Source organism: Microbacterium sp. MM2322 (genome assembly GCF_964186585.1).
Lineage (GTDB): Bacteria > Actinomycetota > Actinomycetes > Actinomycetales > Microbacteriaceae > Microbacterium.
In genome coordinates this window covers 654827-672230 of sequence record NZ_OZ075067.1, presented here as the reverse complement: position 1 = coordinate 672230, position 17404 = coordinate 654827, and the positions used below count along the sequence as shown (strand labels likewise).

Annotated in this window: 21 protein-coding genes; 8 read left to right on the top strand and 13 right to left on the bottom strand. The window is 69.0% G+C overall.

Features of this window, described 5'->3' with window-relative positions; all coding sequences use genetic code 11:
• Positions 1-12 precede the first annotated feature (12 nt).
• Genes ABQ271_RS03265 through ABQ271_RS03235 form a run of 7 tightly spaced genes read right to left on the bottom strand, consistent with a single transcriptional unit; the run spans position 13 to position 6426 of the window.
• Positions 13-882: a metal-dependent hydrolase gene (locus tag ABQ271_RS03265; protein ID WP_349310107.1), complete on the bottom strand. Its 870-nt coding sequence runs from the start codon at positions 880-882 to the stop codon at positions 13-15.
• 4 nt (positions 883-886) lie between these two features.
• Positions 887-1906: a c-type cytochrome biogenesis protein CcsB gene (gene ccsB / locus ABQ271_RS03260; RefSeq protein WP_349310106.1), complete on the bottom strand. Its 1020-nt coding sequence runs from the start codon at positions 1904-1906 to the stop codon at positions 887-889.
• Between the two features lie 29 nt (positions 1907-1935).
• Complete coding sequence (locus ABQ271_RS03255) at positions 1936-3657, bottom strand: cytochrome c biogenesis protein ResB (RefSeq protein ID WP_349310105.1); 1722 nt, start codon at positions 3655-3657, stop codon at positions 1936-1938.
• 7 nt (positions 3658-3664) lie between these two features.
• Entirely contained in the window at positions 3665-4462 is a 798-nt protein-coding gene (locus ABQ271_RS03250; protein ID WP_349310104.1) for a cytochrome c biogenesis protein CcdA, read from the bottom strand.
• The gene (locus tag ABQ271_RS03245; RefSeq protein ID WP_349310103.1) at positions 4459-5058 is read right to left on the bottom strand and encodes a TlpA disulfide reductase family protein; all 600 of its coding nucleotides are present in this window, start codon (positions 5056-5058) and stop codon (positions 4459-4461) included. The genes ABQ271_RS03250 and ABQ271_RS03245 overlap by 4 nt, the downstream gene beginning before the upstream one ends.
• Positions 5055-5684, bottom strand: a complete 630-nt coding sequence (locus ABQ271_RS03240) for a histidine phosphatase family protein (protein WP_349310102.1) — start codon at positions 5682-5684, stop codon at positions 5055-5057. Before ABQ271_RS03240 ends, ABQ271_RS03245 begins: the two co-directional genes overlap by 4 nt.
• Before the next feature lie 58 nt (positions 5685-5742).
• Positions 5743-6426: a DedA family protein gene (locus ABQ271_RS03235; protein ID WP_349310101.1), complete on the bottom strand. Its 684-nt coding sequence runs from the start codon at positions 6424-6426 to the stop codon at positions 5743-5745.
• Positions 6427-6535: 109 nt separating this feature from the next.
• Here ABQ271_RS03235 and aspS point away from each other — a divergent pair, with 109 nt between their 5' ends.
• The 6 genes from aspS (at position 6536) to ABQ271_RS03205 (ending at position 13124) form a co-directional block, all read left to right on the top strand.
• The gene (gene aspS, locus ABQ271_RS03230; RefSeq protein WP_349310100.1) at positions 6536-7876 is read left to right on the top strand and encodes an aspartate--tRNA(Asn) ligase; all 1341 of its coding nucleotides are present in this window, start codon (positions 6536-6538) and stop codon (positions 7874-7876) included.
• A 13-nt stretch (positions 7877-7889) separates the two neighbouring features.
• A complete protein-coding gene (locus tag ABQ271_RS03225) occupies positions 7890-9062 on the top strand; it encodes a mechanosensitive ion channel family protein (protein ID WP_349310099.1) in 1173 nt (390 codons plus the stop codon).
• A gap of 114 nt (positions 9063-9176) precedes the next feature.
• The gene (locus tag ABQ271_RS03220; protein ID WP_349310098.1) at positions 9177-10310 is read left to right on the top strand and encodes an ABC transporter substrate-binding protein; all 1134 of its coding nucleotides are present in this window, start codon (positions 9177-9179) and stop codon (positions 10308-10310) included.
• 59 nt (positions 10311-10369) lie between these two features.
• On the top strand, positions 10370-11212 hold the full coding sequence (locus ABQ271_RS03215) for an ABC transporter permease (RefSeq protein WP_349310097.1): 843 nt from the start codon (positions 10370-10372) through the stop codon (positions 11210-11212).
• On the top strand, positions 11209-12012 hold the full coding sequence (locus ABQ271_RS03210) for an ABC transporter permease subunit (protein WP_349310096.1): 804 nt from the start codon (positions 11209-11211) through the stop codon (positions 12010-12012). Before ABQ271_RS03215 ends, ABQ271_RS03210 begins: the two co-directional genes overlap by 4 nt.
• The gene (locus ABQ271_RS03205) at positions 12009-13124 is read left to right on the top strand and encodes an ABC transporter ATP-binding protein (RefSeq protein ID WP_349310095.1); all 1116 of its coding nucleotides are present in this window, start codon (positions 12009-12011) and stop codon (positions 13122-13124) included. The genes ABQ271_RS03210 and ABQ271_RS03205 overlap by 4 nt, the downstream gene beginning before the upstream one ends.
• Positions 13125-13133: 9 nt before the next feature.
• Here ABQ271_RS03205 and ABQ271_RS03200 read toward each other — a convergent pair whose 3' ends face one another.
• The 5 genes from ABQ271_RS03200 to ABQ271_RS03180 form a co-directional block, all read right to left on the bottom strand.
• Positions 13134-13433: a Dabb family protein gene (locus ABQ271_RS03200; RefSeq protein WP_349310094.1), complete on the bottom strand. Its 300-nt coding sequence runs from the start codon at positions 13431-13433 to the stop codon at positions 13134-13136.
• On the bottom strand, positions 13430-13687 hold the full coding sequence (locus ABQ271_RS03195) for a glutaredoxin family protein (RefSeq protein WP_349310093.1): 258 nt from the start codon (positions 13685-13687) through the stop codon (positions 13430-13432). Before ABQ271_RS03195 ends, ABQ271_RS03200 begins: the two co-directional genes overlap by 4 nt.
• A gap of 97 nt (positions 13688-13784) precedes the next feature.
• Positions 13785-13883, bottom strand: a complete 99-nt coding sequence (locus ABQ271_RS03190) for a 30S ribosomal protein bS22 (RefSeq protein ID WP_003792170.1) — start codon at positions 13881-13883, stop codon at positions 13785-13787.
• Positions 13884-13965: 82 nt separating this feature from the next.
• Positions 13966-14157, bottom strand: coding sequence for a helix-turn-helix domain-containing protein (locus tag ABQ271_RS03185; RefSeq protein WP_018186843.1), 192 nt, complete (start codon positions 14155-14157; stop codon positions 13966-13968).
• A gap of 100 nt (positions 14158-14257) precedes the next feature.
• Positions 14258-14659, bottom strand: coding sequence for a metalloregulator ArsR/SmtB family transcription factor (locus ABQ271_RS03180; RefSeq protein WP_349310092.1), 402 nt, complete (start codon positions 14657-14659; stop codon positions 14258-14260).
• Positions 14660-14727: 68 nt separating this feature from the next.
• Between ABQ271_RS03180 and ABQ271_RS03175 the strand changes: the two genes are divergently transcribed.
• The gene (locus tag ABQ271_RS03175) at positions 14728-16170 is read left to right on the top strand and encodes a potassium transporter TrkG (protein WP_349310091.1); all 1443 of its coding nucleotides are present in this window, start codon (positions 14728-14730) and stop codon (positions 16168-16170) included.
• On the top strand, positions 16163-16834 hold the full coding sequence (locus ABQ271_RS03170) for a TrkA family potassium uptake protein (RefSeq protein WP_349310090.1): 672 nt from the start codon (positions 16163-16165) through the stop codon (positions 16832-16834). The genes ABQ271_RS03175 and ABQ271_RS03170 overlap by 8 nt, the downstream gene beginning before the upstream one ends.
• A gap of 15 nt (positions 16835-16849) precedes the next feature.
• Here ABQ271_RS03170 and ABQ271_RS03165 read toward each other — a convergent pair whose 3' ends face one another.
• Positions 16850-17353: a MarR family transcriptional regulator gene (locus ABQ271_RS03165; protein ID WP_349310089.1), complete on the bottom strand. Its 504-nt coding sequence runs from the start codon at positions 17351-17353 to the stop codon at positions 16850-16852.
• Positions 17354-17404 lie beyond the last annotated feature (51 nt).

The window sequence follows — 17404 nt, the reverse complement described above, 5'->3', positions numbered from 1 at the left end:
CCCGCGCGCGGCTCAGCGGGTGAGGCGGATCGACGTCGTCATGGCGAGTTCGATGCCGCCGGGCACCTCGCTCGATTCCAGGGCGATCGTGATCTCTGCGATGTCGGCGAGCGAGGTGAGGTGCGTGCCGCCGCAGGGCAGCTCCACGCGCCCCCCGGGAAGGTCGCAGCGCCAGGAGCGCCGGCCCGCCAGAGTCTGATCGTCTCGGTGGATGCCGATGGCTCCGGTCGTACCCGACCACTCGGCCAGCGTCGTGTTCGCACGCTCCTCGACCTCACCCAGGTCCGCGAGGGCAGTCGGGTCGAAGCCCTTCTTCCGCAACGACTTGCCGACGCGGTACACGTCGGTCGAGCCGTACTCGGTGATGAGGGACGTCTGGATCGCGAGCATGTCGAACGCGGGGTGACCGGCGGCATCCGTGGGGACGACCTTCGTCCAGGCATCCGCGAGAGCCGCATCGAGCGCGAGGGACGCGAGGTGGCACGCCGTGTGACCGGCCGACAGCGCCGCCCGGAGGCCCGCGTCGACGTACGCTTCGACCCTCTCGCCCACGGCCGGGGCGGACCCGTCGACGATGTGGACGACCACGAACGTCCAGCCTTCGGTCCCCATGCGGACAGGGAGGTCGTCTCCCACGAAGAGGTCACCCTCGTGGACACCGCCGGTGCGGGTGTCGACGACCGTGAGGTCGCCGTCGGCGGTGCGGAAGAAGCCGACGTCCGCGGGCTGGTCGGGCCACGCGGTGTCGACGGGGTGGAACGGCGTGCGGTCGACGATGACGCCGATCCGACCGTCCGCGAGGGGAACGGTGTGCACGACGGTGGCCGTGCCGGTGACCTCCCCGTCGGGGTAGGTCACGACCGTGGCGGGGATGTGCGCCACGGGCTCAGCTGGGCAGGCCGCTGTAGGAGTGCAGGCCCTGGAAGAACTGGTTGACGATCGTGAAGTTGAAGATCACCGCGGTGAAGCCGACGATCGACAGCCACGCCGACCGGGTTCCGCGCCAGCCGCGCGTCGCACGCGCGTGGATGTATCCCGCGTAGACGACCCAGATGACGAACGTCCAAACTTCCTTCGTGTCGAAGCCCCAGTACCGGCCCCACGCGTCGTTGGCCCAGATCGCGCCGGCGATGAGGGTGAAGGTCCAGAGGACGAAGCCGATGATCGCGAACCGGTACGCGAGGGACTCGAGCACCTCTGCGCTCGGCAGCGTGCGGAGGAAAGGCAGGCGCGTGCGCGGCGCGGCATCCGTCCCCACTGCGGCGAGAGCGTTGCGCTCGCGTCGGGACTGCAAGAGCTGGACGACCGACAGGGCGAAGGCGAGCGCGAAGAAGGCCGATGCGAGGGACGCGACGAAGACATGGATGACGAGCCAGACGCTCTTCAGGGGGTCGGAGAGCGGGACGACCTCGACGTAGTACGCCAGCGCGGCGCCGCCGAGGAGGATGACGATGAGGCCGTTGATGAACGCGCCGAGGAAGCGCAGGTCGTACTTCACGAGGACGGTGAGGAACACCATCACCACGAGCAGCGTGCCCGTCAGAGCGAACTCGTAGTTGTTCGACCACGGCACCCGGCCGGCCGCGATACCGCGGGTCACGTCCGCTCCCACGTGGAAGAGGAACCCGATCGTCGTCAGGACGACCCCGAGGCGGGCGAACAGGTAGCGTCCACGCTTCGACGGCGCCGCTTCGAGCGCGATCTTCGCGGCGGCCTCCTCGGCGCGGATGTCGTCGATCGATTGGCCGCCACCGCCCGCGGCGACGAGGGTGCGCGCCTTCGCGTCCTGTGCCGCGATCGCCAGCTCGGAGCGCCGCGCGAGATCAACGGTGAACGCGAGGAAGCCGAGCGTGTAGATCGCGATCGCGGTCCACAGCAGCAGCACGGAGATGTCATCGAACGACATGAAGGGTCCTTCGTAAGAAGTGGGTGAAATCAGTTTACGTTCGCGGGAGCGACGGGGGTGGATGCCGATCGGTCACCCATCGCCTCGCCGTGACGCCGTGCGAGGTCGGCCACCGCGACTCCGATCGCGGGATCCTCGCCGCGGGCGAGACCCGCGTATTCGATCCGCACCTCGTCGCCGTCGGGCGTCGCCTTCACCCACATGCGCCGACGCGGCACGAACAGCGCCGTGAAGAGGCCGAGGAGGGAGAGGATCGCGAAGAACAGGACCCAGGGGGCGCTCGAGTCGTTGTGGATCGAGAGAGAGACGTAGCGCTTCACGGATTCCGGCGCGCCGCTCTGCGTCTCGTCCTCGAACGTGACGGTGCCGCGTCCGCCCGGGAGGTCGACGGTCTGCCCCGGCGAGAGTTCGAGCGAGGGGGTGTCGGCGTTGCGGCCGGCGATCTCGGTCATGCCGTCGGTGTCGAGGGCGTACACCGATCGCGCGGCGCCGTTGTTGATGCCGAGGTCGCCCTCGTAGACGAAGAACGTCAGGCGGGGATCGACGAGGTCCCCGTAGGCCGACGTGAGCGCGCCGCTCGGAAGCTTCGCGACGGTCGGGTAGAAGAAGCCGACCAGCCCGAGCTGCTTGCCGCCCGTGTCGGGAACCTTGACGACGCCCTGCGAGGTCATCGTGGGGCTCTGCGGCAGGAACGGCACCGACTCGCTGAACACGACGTCGCCGGCGCGGTTTCGCACCGTGATGGTCGGCGCGTAGCCGTTGCCCATCAGGTAGACGCGGTCGCCGGCCATCGTGATCGGATGGTTGACCTCGATGACCTGGTCCTCGGCCTTCTGCCCGGGGAAGCGGGTCGTGACATGCGCCTCGAAGTTGCCCGCCTGCCCCGACGGCGGCGGCGCGTAGGTCACATCGAAGCGGTCGAGGCTGATCGAGTACGGGGTCAGCGCCTCGGTGTCGACGAAGCGACCGGGGTTGAACGAGGTGTAGCCGAGGCCGAGGGAGTTCACGAACCCGTCGCCCTCGGTGATGACCGTCTGCCCGGTGTAGGTGAACCCACCGCCGATGCCGACCGAGATCAGCACGCCGACGAGCGCGCCGTGGAAGATCAGGTTGCCCGTCTCGCGGAGGTAGCCGCGTTCGGCCGAGACCGAGGCGACGCCGTTCCGGTCGTAGCGCTCGACGCGGTAACGAGCGGAGCGCAGCTGCGCCTCGGCGAGATCGACGGCGTGCCCGGCGTGCCCGGCGGCATCCTCCCCCGTCGGGACGGCGACCGTCGCCTCGAGGTGGTCGGTCAGCCGGGACAGGCGCGCGGGCGTCCGCGGCGGGCGTGCGCGGAGGGCCTTCCAGTGATGCTTGGTGCGCGGCAGGACGCACCCGATGAGCGAGATGAAGAGCAGGATGTAGATCGCCGAGAACCACACCGACGAGTACACGTCGAAGAGCTGGAGCGTCTCGAACGTGGGGTACAGGTCGGGGTTGGTGACACGCCACTGCGTGACGCCGTTCGGGTCGGCGCTGCGCTGCGGGACGAGCGAACCGGGGATCGCGGCGATGGCGAGCAACAGCAGCAGGACGAGCGCGGTGCGCATGCTCGTGAGCTGGCGCCACCCCCAGCGGAGCCACCCGACGACGCCGAGCACGGGCTGTCCGCCCGAGAAGACAGGACCGCCGTCCTCGCCCGCCGGGTCGCCCTGACCCGTCTGATCGAGGTGGTCGGTCGGCCGGAGGGGACCGTCGACCGTCTCGCGCACGGAATCCTCAGAGGAACGTCGGGACACCGGCCACCACCCCCTGGAACTCTGACATGAGAGCGGCCCACGCACCGGTCACCATCAGTACGCCCAGCGCGACCAGCAGGACGCCGCCGACGATGTTGACGATGCGGATGTGGCGCCGTACGAAGGCGACCGAGCGCGTCGCCCATCCGGCACCGAGCGCGAGCAGGACGAACGGGATGCCGAGGCCGAGCGAGTACGCCACCGCGAGCGTCCCCGCACGCAGCGGATCGGCCTGGCTGTACGCCATGCTCAGGATCGTCGCGAGAGTGGGGCCGATGCACGGCGCCCAGCCGATCCCCATGGCGAGGCCGAGGAGCGGCGCACCCACGATGCCGAGGTTCTGCGTCAGCTGGGGCCGGTAGATCTTCTGCGCGAACCCGAAGACCCCGATGAAGATCAGGCCCATCACGATCACGACGAGACCGAGGATGCGGGTGATCAGGTCCTGGTACTCGATGAAGACGCGACCGAGCGTGCCCGCGAAGATGCCCATCGCGAGGAAGACGACAGTGAACCCGGCGATGAACAGCGCGACGCCGACGAGCAGGCGGCCGCGAGGCGGCGCCTCGGTCCGGACGCGGGTGGCCACCGCTCCGGCGGCGGCATCCGTCGACCGTGTCCGCGGCTCGCGCGGGGTCATCGCGCCGCCGAGGAAGCCGAGGTAGCCGGGGACGAGCGGAAGGACGCACGGGGAGAGGAACGAGACGAGTCCGGCGAGAGCGGCGATCGGAATCGCGAACCACAGCGATCCGTCGGCCACGATCGAGCCGGGGTTCATCCCTTCTCCGCAAGGGCGTCGTCGACGAGCTCGCGGAGAGTCGTGGCATCCGGCAGCTGACCGAAGAGGCGCGCCGCGACCCGGCCCTTGCGGTCCACGACGAGCGTCGTCGGAGCGGCCTGGAGCGACGTCCAATCCGCGAACGCGAGCTTCAGGTCGACGTCGCCGCGGGCGAGGATCGACGGGTAGGTGATCTTGTACGTCTCGTCGAACGAGGCCGCCTGATCGGGCCCGTCGTAGATGTTGACGCCGAGGAAGTGCGCGCCGTCATCCTTCGTGTCCTGGAAGGTCTGCTCGAGCACTGGCGCTTCCGCTCGGCACGGGCCGCAGGCGGCGTACCAGAAGTTGAGGACGAGGACGTCGCCCGCGAAGTCCTTGCTCGAGATGTCGGATCCGTCGGTGCTCGTTCCCGTGAACGTCAGCGCCTCACCGCGCTTTTCCGCCGGGATCGTCTCGACACGACCATCGCTCGAGATGAAGCCCTGCGTGTTGCCCTCGCGATACAGATCCGAGAGGTTGTCGTTCTCGCTCGAGCAGGCGGACAGTCCGACGACCAGCGCGGCGGCTGCCAGAGCGGCGAGGATGCGGCGCGTCATACCGCCCCCACATCCACGGCACCTGCGGTGGCGGCGGGCTCTGCGTACTCGACCTCGCGCCACACGTCACCGTCGAGCTCGAAGCTCGTCACGCTCGACAGTTCGCACCGACGGCGGCGGGGATCGTGACGCAGCGGCAGGCCCGCGACCGACAGGTGCGTGATCCAGATGGGCAGTTGGTGGGAGACGATGACGGCGTCGCCGGACGGCGTGCGGTTCCAGGCGTCCCGCATCGCGGCCTGCATGCGTTCGACGACCTCGAGGTAGGCCTCGCCCCAGCTCGGCAGAGCGGGGGTCCGCAGGTGCCACCAGCTCAGCGGGTTTCGGAGTGCGCTCCGCATCCGCTTTCCCTCGAAGACGTTCGTCGGCTCGAGCACACGGGCATCGATCACCGGAGTCAGCCCGAACAGCTCCGCGATCGGCGCCGCGGACTCGCGGGCACGCTCGAGCGGTGAGGAGACCAGGGACCGGACCGGGCGGCCCTCTGCCTTCAGGTGCTCGGCGGCGGCGCGGGCCATGCCGCGGCCGTCGTCGCTGAGGTGGAAGCCCGGCAAGCGTCCGTAGAGCACGCGCTCGGGGTTATGGACTTCCCCGTGGCGCACGAGATGGAGGCGGGCAGCGGGCACCCCTTCAGTCTACGTGAGGGGGTTCTATGGGGGACCTGAGCGCGGGCCGCGAGCGGCTTCAGTCGGCGGCATCCTCTGTCGACTCGCGGCGGCTCCGGACGGCGGATCGGATGCGGACGACGAGGAACCACGCCACGAGGGCGACGACCACGACGATGACGATGTTCTGGAACACGCCGGCGTATTCCTCGACGATGTGCCAGTTCTCCCCGAGGAAGAACCCCGCGAGCACGAAGATCGAGTTCCAGAGGAGACTTCCGGCCGTCGTCAGGAGACCGAACTTCCACCAGGGCATCTTCGAGACTCCCGCCGGGATCGAGATGAGACTCCGGAACAGCGGGACCATGCGCCCGAAGAACACGGCCACCGCACCGTGGCGTTCGAACCACGCGACGGTCTTCGTGACGTCCTCGCCCTTCATGAGGGGGATCTTCTCGGCGACGCGAGTGAGGCGGTCCGCACCGAGCACGCGCCCGAGCACGTAGAGGATGTACGCGCCGAAGACCGACCCGAACGTCGTCCACCCGATCGCCTCGGCGAGGGTGAACGATCCGCGCGACGCAGCGAGCCCTGCGAGCGGGAGGATGACCTCGCTTGGGATGGGCGGGAAGAGATTGTCGAGCCCGACGGCGACCGCGGCGCCGGGGGGACCGATGAGGTCCATCAGAGAGACGACCCAGTCCGCGATCGCGGAGAGCCAGGATCCGTCCCCGGAAGAAGAGGCGGCGTTCGCTGCGGTCATCGGGTGCTCTTTCGCGCTCGGTGATCGGATGCCCGGCCGGGCCCCCTGGGCCACCCAGCCTAAGTCGCGAGGATCGGCGCCACCTGGGTGCCGCGTAGACTCTCCCCCCGTGAGCGAACGCACCCTTGTCGAGAAATTGCAGTCCCGTGAAGACGGTCCCGTCACGATCTCCGGATGGGTCGAGACCGTCCGCGATCAGAAGAAGGTGCAGTTCGTCATCCTGCGCGACGAGACCGGCGCGGTGCAGCTGGTGAACCCCGCGACGCGTCCCGCCGAGGACGGCAGTGAGCAGGATGCCGCCGCCCTGGCGCTCACGGATCTCATCTCGAACCTGTCGACCGGCACCTTCCTGACCGCGACCGGCGAGCTCAAGCACGACGAGCGCGTCAAGCTCGGCGGCGTCGAGATCAAACTCGCCGCCCTCGACATCGCCGCCGCGGCCCTGCCCGAGACGCCGATCGCCGCGGACTCCGGCCTCGACAAGCGCATGGACTGGCGCTTCATCGACCTGCGCCAGCGTCGCAACAACCTCGTCTTCCGCGTCCAGACCACTCTCGAGCACGCGATGCGCAGCTACTGGGTGGAGCGCGACTACATCGAGGTCCACTCCCCGAAGCTCATGGCCTCGCCGTCGGAGTCGAACGCCGAGCTCTTCGAGGTTCCGTACTTCGAGGACAAGACGGCGTACCTCGCGCAGAGCCCGCAGTTCTTCAAGCAGATGGCTCAGGTCGCCGGCTTCGGCAAGATCTTCGAGATCGCCCCCGCCTTCCGCGCCGACCCCTCCTTCACGTCGCGCCACGCGACCGAGTTCACCTCGATCGACGCCGAGATCAGCTGGATCGACTCGCACGAGGACGTCGCGAAGATGCAGGAAGAGCTCCTGCAGACCGCGATCCGCGCCGTCGCCGACAAGCACGGCGACGAGATCAAGGCGCTCTTCGACATCGACGTGGTCGTCCCCGAGCTGCCCTTCCCGCGGATCCCGCTCGCCGAGGCGCGCGAGATCGTCGCGGCCCGCGGCTACGAGATCCCCCGCACCGACGGGGACCTCGACCCCGAGGGCGAGCGTCAGATCGCGGCCCACGTGCAGGAGACCTACGGTCACCAGTTCGTCTTCATCACCGATTACCACCCCGCGATCCGCGCTTTCTACCACATGCGCGACGAGGAGACCGGGCTGACGAAGTCGTACGACCTGCTGATGGGCGGCGTCGAGATCACGACCGGCGCGCAGCGCGAGCACCGGGTCGACGTCCTGATCGAGCAGGCGAAGGAGAAGGGCCTCGACCCCGAGCACCTCGACTTCTACCTCGACTTCTTCCGCTTCGGCGCCCCGCCGCACGGCGGCTTCGGCATGGGCCTCGCGCGCGTGCTCATGCTGCTGCTCGGCCAGGAGTCGATCCGCGAGGTCACCTACCTCTTCCGCGGCCCGACCCGCCTGGCCCCGTAACCGGGACACGCCCATGTGGGATCGCTGGATCGACTTCGGGATCGCGGCGCTCATCGGCATCGCGGCGGCGGTCGTCATCGCCGTCGTCGCGACGATCGCGTTGGCGGTCATCGCCCGTCGCCGCCGGTGGGCGAGCGTGCTCAGCCGGCAGTCGCGCGCGCCGTTCCGGATGCTGCTGCTGGCGGTGGCGTTCTGGGTCGCCGTCCGGGTGGCCTTCCCCGATGAGACGTGGCGCGGCATCCTCGGTCAGATCCTCACGATCCTGATCATCGCGGCGAGCGCGTGGCTGCTCGCCTCGCTCGTGGTCGTCGCGACCGACGTTGCGCTCGGCCGCTACCGCATCGACGTACCCGACAACCGGGTGGCCCGCCGCATCCGGACGCAGACCCTCGTCGTCCGCCGCCTCGCGATCGCGATCATCATCGTCATCGGGATCGGTGCGGTGCTGTTGACCTTCGACTCGGTGCGCGCCATCGGGGCGAGCGTGCTCGCATCGGCGGGCATCGCGTCGGTCGTCGCAGGCCTTGCCGCCCAGTCCGTGCTCGCGAACGTGTTCGCGGGGCTCCAGATCGTGTTCAGCGACGCGCTGCGGGTCGACGACGTCGTCGTCGCCGAGGGCGAGTGGGGCAGGGTCGGCGAGATCACCCTGAGCTACGTCGTCCTCGACCTCTGGGACGATCGGCGTCTCGTGCTCCCCTGCACCTACTTCACGACCACCCCGTTCGAGAACTGGACGCGTCGTGGCTCGGAACTCCTCGGCGCCGTCGAGATGGATCTCGACTGGAACGTCTCGCCCACCCTCATGCGCGCCGAACTGCACCGCGTGGTCGAGCGGACAGATCTCTGGGACGGCCGGACGGCGGTCCTGCAGGTGACCGATGCCATCGCCGGCTACGTGCGCATCCGCATCCTCGTCACCGCGAAGGACGCCCCGACGCTGTTCGACCTCCGCTGCCTCGTCCGCGAGGCCATGGTCTCGTGGGTGCAGGAGTCGATGCCGCAGGCGCTCCCCGTGCAGCGCGTCCTGATGACGGATGCCGCGGCTCCCGGCGCGCGCACCCGTACCGACCCCACGCCGACGAACGACGGCCTGTTCACCGGCAGCGCCGAGGCCGAGCGGCGCGCGAGCACCTTCACGAATGCGATTCCGATCCTGCGCGAGGACGACCCGGAGACGTCGACGTAACGTCACCGCTCGTTCACGAGCCGGGACCCTCCGGGTCATCGGCCGGACGTAGCTTCCCCTCGTCCCCCCCGGTGTCGCGAGCCCGCGCACACCGGAACACCCGAGAGGAAACGCATGTCCCGCATGTCCCGGCGGCGAGCCGCCGTACTCGCCATCACGACGATCGCCGCACTGTCTCTGGCCGGCTGTGCCGGTGCCACCGGCGCAGAGAACGCCTCCGGCGAGAAGTCCCCCGCCGCCACCGCGAAGGACGTCACCGACGCCGGCGGCTTCGCGAAGCTCGAGGAGGCCGCGAAGGCCGAGGGCGCCCTGAACGTCATCGCCCTCCCCCGCGACTGGGCGAACTACGGCGAGATCCTCGACCTGTTCGCCAAGCGCTACCCCGAGATCGCCATCAACGAGCAGTCGCCCGACTTCTCGAGCGCGGAAGAGATCACCGCGGCCAAGACGAACGAGGGCCTCGACACCGCTCCCGACGTGTTCGACCTCGGCCTGACCGTGGCCCTGCAGAACACCGACCGCTTCGCCCCCTACAAGGTGCAGACGTGGGACGACATCCCCGCCGAGCTCAAGGAGCCGACGGGGCTCTTCGTCGGCGACTACGGCGGGTACATGTCGGTCGGCTACGACTCGGCCAAGTTCGACGCCCCCACGCAGCTGACCGACCTGCTCGGTGAGAAGTACCGCGGCTCGGTCGCCATCAACGGCGACCCGACGCAGGCCGGCGCCGCCTTCGCAGCCGTGGGCCTGGCGACGGTGCAGTCGGGTGGGAAGCTCGACGACTTCCAGCCGGGCATCGACTTCTTCTCGAAGCTCGACAAGGCCGGCAACATGCTGAAGCTCGACGTCACGAGCGCGACCGTCGCGAGCGGTGAGACGCCGGTCGTCTTCGACTGGGACTACCTCAACGCCGCGCACTCCGCCGACGTCCCCACGTGGAAGACGGTCGTCTTCGACGGCGTCGGATACGCGGGCTACTACAACCAGGCCATCAACGCCGACGCCCCGCATCCTGCCGCCGCACGTCTGTGGCAGGAGTTCCTCTACAGCGACGAGGTGCAGAACCTCTGGCTGAAGGGCGGCGCACGTCCCGTCCGCATGGAGGCGATGACGAAGGCCGGCACGATCGACGCCGACCTCGCCGCCAAGCTACCGAAGGCGCCCGCCGACACGGTCGTTCCGACCGAGGACCAGTCGACGAAGGCCGGCACGCTGCTGGGCAAGGAATGGGCGGCCGCGGTCCAGTGACCACCGTCGCACCTGCGGGGGGTCCGGTCACGGGCCCCCCGCTCGCCCGCTCGCGGCGCATGGGGTGGGCCTGGCTCGGCCTCGTGCCGTTCCTCGCCTATCTCGCGCTGTTCCTCCTCCTGCCGACGATCCTCGCCATCGTCACGGGCTTCCAGGATGGCTCCGGCGCCTTCACGTGGGACAACGTCACGGCGCTCGTCGACCCGGTGATCACGGCCACGTTCTGGAACTCCACGTGGGTGTCGCTGCTCACCGCGGCGATCGGCGCCCTCATCGGTGCTCTCGTCTGCTTCGCGATGCTGGGGCTCCCCGAGACCGGAGTGGTCCGCGCGTCGGTGGATGCCGCATCCGGCGTCCTCGCCCAGTTCGGCGGCGTCATGCTCGCCTTCGTCATGGTCGCGACCCTCGGCACGCAGGGAGTCATCACCCGCCTGCTGTCCGACGTGGCGGGCATCGACATCTTCGCCGACGGCGCGTGGATCTACGCTCTGCCCGGCCTCATCCCGGCCTACATCATCTTCCAGGTGCCGCTCATGGTGATCACGTTCATGCCGGCCCTCGCCGCCCTCCGCCCGCAGTGGGCCGAGGCGCACCTGACGCTCGGCGGTACGCGAGTGGGCTTCTGGGCCCACGTCGGGCTCCCCGTGCTCGCGCCGTCGTTCCTCGCGAGCTTCCTGCTGCTGTTCACGAACGCGTTCTCGTCCTACGCGACGGCGGCCGCGCTCGCGAGCCAGGGCTCCTCGATCGTGCCCCTGCAGATCCGTACGGCGCTCACGAGCGAGACCGTGCTGGGGCGTGAGAACCTCGCGGGCTCCCTCGCCCTCGGCATGGTGCTCGTCGTCGCGGCGGCGATGATCGTCTACAGCCTCGTGCAGCGCCGCGCCTCGAGGTGGCAGGCATGAGCCGCTCACCGCTCGCGCCCTCCCGCACGACGCGGTGGGTCATCGGCATCCTCGTCGGCGCGGTCTTCGCGGTCCCGTTCGCGGCGACCCTGCTGTTCACCCTGACCGCCGCCGACGGCGGCCTCACGCTCGACCGCTGGGCGGCGCTGTTCGACCCCGCACGCGCGGCCGCGTACCGGCCGGTGTGGACGGGCCTCGTCAACTCGCTGATCCTCGCGGTCGTGACGGTCGCCATCGTGCTCGTCGTCCTCGCCCCGACGATGGTGCTCGTCGCGCTGCGCTTTCCCGGGATGCGGCGGGCGTTCGAGTTCCTCGCGCTCCTGCCCATCACGATCCCCGCCATCGTCCTCGTCGTCGGGCTCGCTCCGATCTACCTCACGATCGGGCGAACCCTCGGCACCGGGGCGTGGACCCTCGCCTTCGCCTACGGCATCGTCGTGCTCCCCTTCGCCTACCGGTCGATTCAGGCATCCATCGACGCGGTCGATCTGCGAACGCTCGCCGAGGCGGCGCGCACCCTCGGGGCGAGCTGGCCGACCGTGCTGCTGCGCGTCATCGCGCCGAACCTGCGGCAAGGGCTGCTGGCGGCATCCCTCATCACCGTCGCCGTCGTTCTCGGCGAATTCACGATCGCGTCGCTCCTGAACCGTCAGGTGCTGCAGACGGGACTCGTCCTCATCAACAAACAGGATGCCTGGGCCTCCGCGATCTTCACGCTGCTGGCCCTCGCCTTCGCCTTCGTGCTCCTGCTCATCATCGGCCGCGCGGGACGCGTCGGCGCCGGAAGGAAGACCCCATGACCATCGATGCGACCCCCGACGCCCGAGCGCTCCCCCGAACCGCCGACAACCACCTCCTCGCCGCGGCGGGCGACGGCACCCGCGTCGAGCTCCGCGGCATCGTCAAGGACTACGGCACCACGCGGGTGCTGCACGGCGTCGACCTCGACATCGCACCGGGCGAATTCGTCTCTCTCCTCGGACCGTCGGGATGCGGCAAGACGACCGCGCTCCGGGTCCTGTCCGGACTCGAGGACGCGACTGCGGGCACCGTGACGTTCGGCGGCACGGATGTCTCGCGCACGCCGACGAACAAGCGCGACATCGGCATGGTCTTCCAGGCCTACTCGCTCTTCCCCCACCTTCGCGTAGTCGACAACGTCGCGTTCGGCCTGCGACGCCGACGAGTGGATGCCCGAGCCGCCCGTCGCCGCTCGGGGGAAGCGCTCGAGCTGGTCGGCCTCGACCACCTCGCGGACCGCTATCCGCACCAACTGTCGGGCGGCCAGCAGCAGCGCGTCGCGCTCGCCCGAGCGCTCGTCACCGAGCCACGGGTCCTGCTGCTCGACGAGCCGCTGTCGGCGCTCGACGCGAAGGTCCGCGTGCAGCTCCGCGATGAGATCCGCCGCATCCAGCTGCGCTTGGGGACGACGACCGTCTTCGTCACCCACGACCAGGAGGAAGCCCTCGCCGTCTCGGACCGGATCGCCGTCATGGATGCCGGTCGGATCGAACAGATCGGTTCCCCCGAAGAGCTCTACCTCCGCCCGGCGACCCCGCGCGTGGCCGCCTTCATCGGCCTCTCGAGCTCGGTCCCCGGCGTCGCCGTCGGCGGGACCGTCACGGTATGGGGCACGTCCATGCCCGTCCAGGCCCCCGTGCCGGACGGCGAGGTCGATGTTCTGCTCCGGCCGGAGCACGTCCGCCTGGTCGGCGCCGGAACGGGCATCGGGGCGGTGGTCGAGGAGAGCACCTTCCTCGGCAGCATCCGTCGCTCCCTCGTCCGCACCGACGACGGCTCGCTCGTGCGGCTGCAGCACGCCGCGGCGGAGCGACTCGACTTCGGTGAGCGGGTGCACATCGCCGTCGCGCCTGTGCCGGTCGTCGCGACGGCACGCGCAGCCGCGCGGTGACGGCGCGCGTCAGAGCGTGAAGTCGACCGCCATCCGACCGCCGGTGACGCTGCGGATGTAGCCGACGACCTGCTGATGGGCCGGATGCGTCTGATAGGCCTCCAACGCGTCGAGGTCGTCCAGATCGATGACGACCGCGACGTCGGCGTTGGTGTCGGGAACGGCGACGTTCACGCCGACGCTGAGCGAGCGGATGGCCGGCACGACACCCACGAGGCTGTCCAGGAGGCGTGCGACCTCGGCGGCGTGGGCCGCGCGCGTCTCAGCGTCGTCCGCGGCCATCTTCCAGATCACCACGTGACGGATCACGCCGGTGCCTTCTCGCTGAGGGCGGTCCGCAGGCGCTCGGCGGAGAGCCGCCAGTGCGCATGCAGCTCGCCGTCGATGAGCACCACCGGGATCTTCTCCCACCACGTCGCGTAGAGGGCGGGATCGTCGGCGATCGACAGTTCCTCGACGTCCACCTGGCTCTCGGGCAGCTCCGCCACGACGGTGTCGACGATCTCGCGCGCGACGTCGCAGAGGTGGCAGTCCGGCTTGGAGATGAGAGTGAGTGCGGTCACGGCATCCATTCTCCCTCGGGAATGCGCCTCTCGGACGCAACACGAAGCGCCCCGACGACCGGCGAGCCGGTCGGGGGCGCTTGGTGTGCGATGCCGCTTACTTCTTGTTGCGGCGCTGGTGGCGAGTCTTGCGAAGCAGCTTGCGGTGCTTCTTCTTCGCCATGCGCTTGCGGCGCTTCTTGATGACTGAACCCACGGTAAACCTCACTAAGTAGGGGTCTGGACGCCCGATGTCGGTGTCCGGGATCGGCAGAACGGTAAAAATGCCTCGGATCAGTCTAGCCGACGTCGGCGATGGGACGTTGCAAGGCTGCCGTGACCGCGGTTTCGGGGACTCGGTAGCTGCGACCGAAGCGAACCGCGGGGAGTTCACCGGAGTGAACGAGGCGGTAGACGGTCATCTTCGAGACGCGCATGAGGTCTGCGACCTCTGCGACCGTGAGAAAGCGCACATCCGAGATGTCCGACATGTGTGTCCCCTTTGAATTTGTCATCCCCCGCGAGTCCCTCCACATTAGGGGTTCTCTGGGACGCGTGTAAACCTGTGTGACTCGTGTGGCCGACAGGGACTCAGCGGCCGGGCAGTTTGTTGAACACGCTCGTGACGGCGTGCTTCGCGGAGGCCGCTGCCCGACCGACGACATCGGCGGCGTGGGCTGCGCCGTCGGTCAGGCTCGGAGGGGCGGCGATCTCATCGTCGACGGCGAAGAACGGGAACAGCCAATCGTCGATCACGTCGAGCGGCTCGGGCGACAGGCTGTAGTACCGGTGCTGGCCGTCTTCTCGGACGGAGACGAGGGATGCCTCTCGCAGTACCTTCAGATGCTTCGACACGGTCGGCTGGCTCACGCCGAGCTCGGTGACGATCTGCGAGACGCTCGTCCCGTTGTCGCCGGAGGCCCCGCGTTCACGGAGAAGCTGGAGGATGTCCCGACGGGTGCCGTCGGCGATCACGTCGAAGATGTCCGCCATGGCATTAGGTTAGCCCGCCCCGCGCGCGGGAGTACCATGACAACGTTCCGAATCAGGAGGGGGCGCGGATGACGGGCCTAGCCGTCGACGAGCGCGCCCGACGGCGCGGACCGGCGTGGCATCGACGCGCATTCTCCGCGATGCGCGATCTCGCCACCGCATCGCCTTCCCGGTTCGCCGTTCTCATCTTCTCGGCGCTCATCCTGCTCTTCACGGCACTGTTCTCGTTGCCGATCATGGCGTCGGACGGGCGCGTGACACCACTCCCCGACGCGCTCTTCACCGCGGTCTCGACGATCTGCGTGACGGGCCTCGCCACGGTCGACATGGCCACGCACTGGTCGCCTCTCGGGCACGTCGTCGTCTTCATCGGCGTCAACGTCGGTGCGCTGGGCGTCCTGACCCTCGCCTCGATCCTCGGCCTCGTCATCTCGAAGCGCCTGGGCCTCCGCGCGAAGCTGCTCGCCGCCGGCGACAGCAACCCGATGCGCGCCCACGGCGGCCCCGTCAACGAGGGACAGGCCGTCCGTCTCGGCGAAGTCGGTCAGCTGCTGGCCACCGTCGCCCTGTCGACACTCGTCATCGAAGCCGCCCTCGCCGTCCTGCTGTACCCGACGCTCCTCGCCAGCGGGGTGGACCCGCTCACCGCCCTGTGGGAAGCGCCGTACTACGCGGCGATGGCCTTCACGAACACGGGCTTCGCGCCGAACGCCGAAGGGCTCGCGCCGTTCGCGCAGAACTACCTGCTCCTCAGCATCCTCATGGCGGGCGTCTTCCTCGGTTCGATCGGATTCCCGGTCATCTACGCCCTGTGGAAGCACCACTGGCACGTGCGCCGCTGGTCGCTGCACGTCAAGCTCACGCTCATCACGACGGTCGTCCTCTTCTTCGTGGGGGCGGTCTCCTTCGTCGTCCTCGAGTACGGCAACCCCAAGACCTTCGGAACGCTGGATGCCTGGGACACCACGTTCCAGGCCCTGTTCCTCTCGGCGATGACACGCTCGGGCGGGTTCTCGATCATCGACATCGGCGAGATGCACGAGTCCTCGCTCGTCGTGGGCTCGATGCTCATGTTCGTCGGTGGCGGATCGGCGTCGACGGCGGGCGGCATCAAAGTGACGACCCTGGCCGTCCTCGCCCTCGCGGTGTGGTCCGAGGCGAAGGGCCGTCCGAGCGTCTCGGTGTTCGGCCGCCGCATCCCGAGCGACGTGCAGCGCGTCGCCCTGTCGGTCGTCGCGTGGGGCGCCACGATCGTGGCGATGTCGACGATCACGATCGCGCACCTGACCCGCGCCCCTCTCGACGAGGTCCTGTTCGATGTCGTGTCGGGCTTCGCAACCGTTGGCCTGTCGACCGGACTCACGCAGGATCTGCCCGACCCCGCCGTGTTCGTCATGGCCGTCACGATGTTCATGGGCCGCGTTGGTACAGTGACACTCGCCGCGGCGGTGGCCGCGACCAGCCGAACGCAGCACTACGCGCTGCCCGTGGAAAGGCCCATCGTTGGTTGAGCATTTGCGCAGCGATTCGCCCGTCCTCGTCATCGGACTCGGTCGCTTCGGCGCCGCGTGCGCGGGCGAGCTCGATCGACTCGACCGAGACGTCCTCGCGATCGACGACAGCCTCGACCTCGTCCAGAAGTGGTCCGAGCGCGTCACGCACGCCGTGCAGGCCGACGCCCGCAACATCGAGGCCTTGAAGCAGATCGGCGCACAGGACTTCCAGGTCGCCGTCGTCGCCGTCGGATCGTCCATCGAGGCATCCGTGCTCATCACGGCCAACCTCGTCGACTTGAAGGTTCCGCAGATCTGGGCGAAGGCGGTCTCGCAGTCGCACGGCAAGATCCTCGCCCGCGTCGGCGCCAACCACGTCATCTATCCCGAGCGCGAAGCCGGCGAGCGCGTCGCGCACCTCGTCAGCGGTCGCATGCTCGACTTCATCCGCTTCGACGACGACTTCGTCCTCGCCAAGATGTACCCGCCGCGCTTCATCCGCGGTGTCGGTCTCAACGAGTCGGGCGTCCGCTCGAAGTACAACGTCACGGTCGTCGGCGTGAAGAGCCCCGGCAAGCCGTTCCGCTATGCGGAGGCGACCACCGTCGTCACCAACCACGACCTCATCATCGTGTCGGGGACGAACTCCGACATCGAGCGGTTCGCGTCACTCGACCGCTGATTCCGCCTCCGCTGATCAGGCTGAGGCCTCCCGCTGCGCGTTCGCAAGCAGGCGGGCGAGCAGACCGGCGAGCATCTGCTGCTCATCGTCGCTGAACCCGTCGAGCAGGCGTGCGTCGTGCGCGAGAGCGCGAGGGATCTCCCGCTCGACGAGGGCACGACCGGCATCCGTCAACGACAGCTGTACGGCACGGCCGTCGCGGTCGGAGCGTTCTCGGCGGAGGAGCCCCGCGGACTCCAGCCTGCTCGTGAGCTTCGTCGTGGCCGCGCCGCTGAGCATCGTCTCGGCAGTGACCTCGCTCGCCCGCAGCGGCCGGTCGGTGCGGGCCAGGGCGCAGAGCACATCGAACTCGGACCGCGACACGCCGCTGTCGGTGAGCAGACGCTCGATCTGGGCCGTGGCGAGGGTGCTCGTGCGGTTCAGCCGGCCCCAGATGTCGATGGGCGACGTGTCGATCTCGGGCATCGTCGACGCCCAGGCGGCGCGGATGCGGTCGATCAGGTCGGCGCGCTCGGTCACGGACCCACTCTAGCCGGGCGGACCTAATTAGTTCACTAGTAAATCATCAGT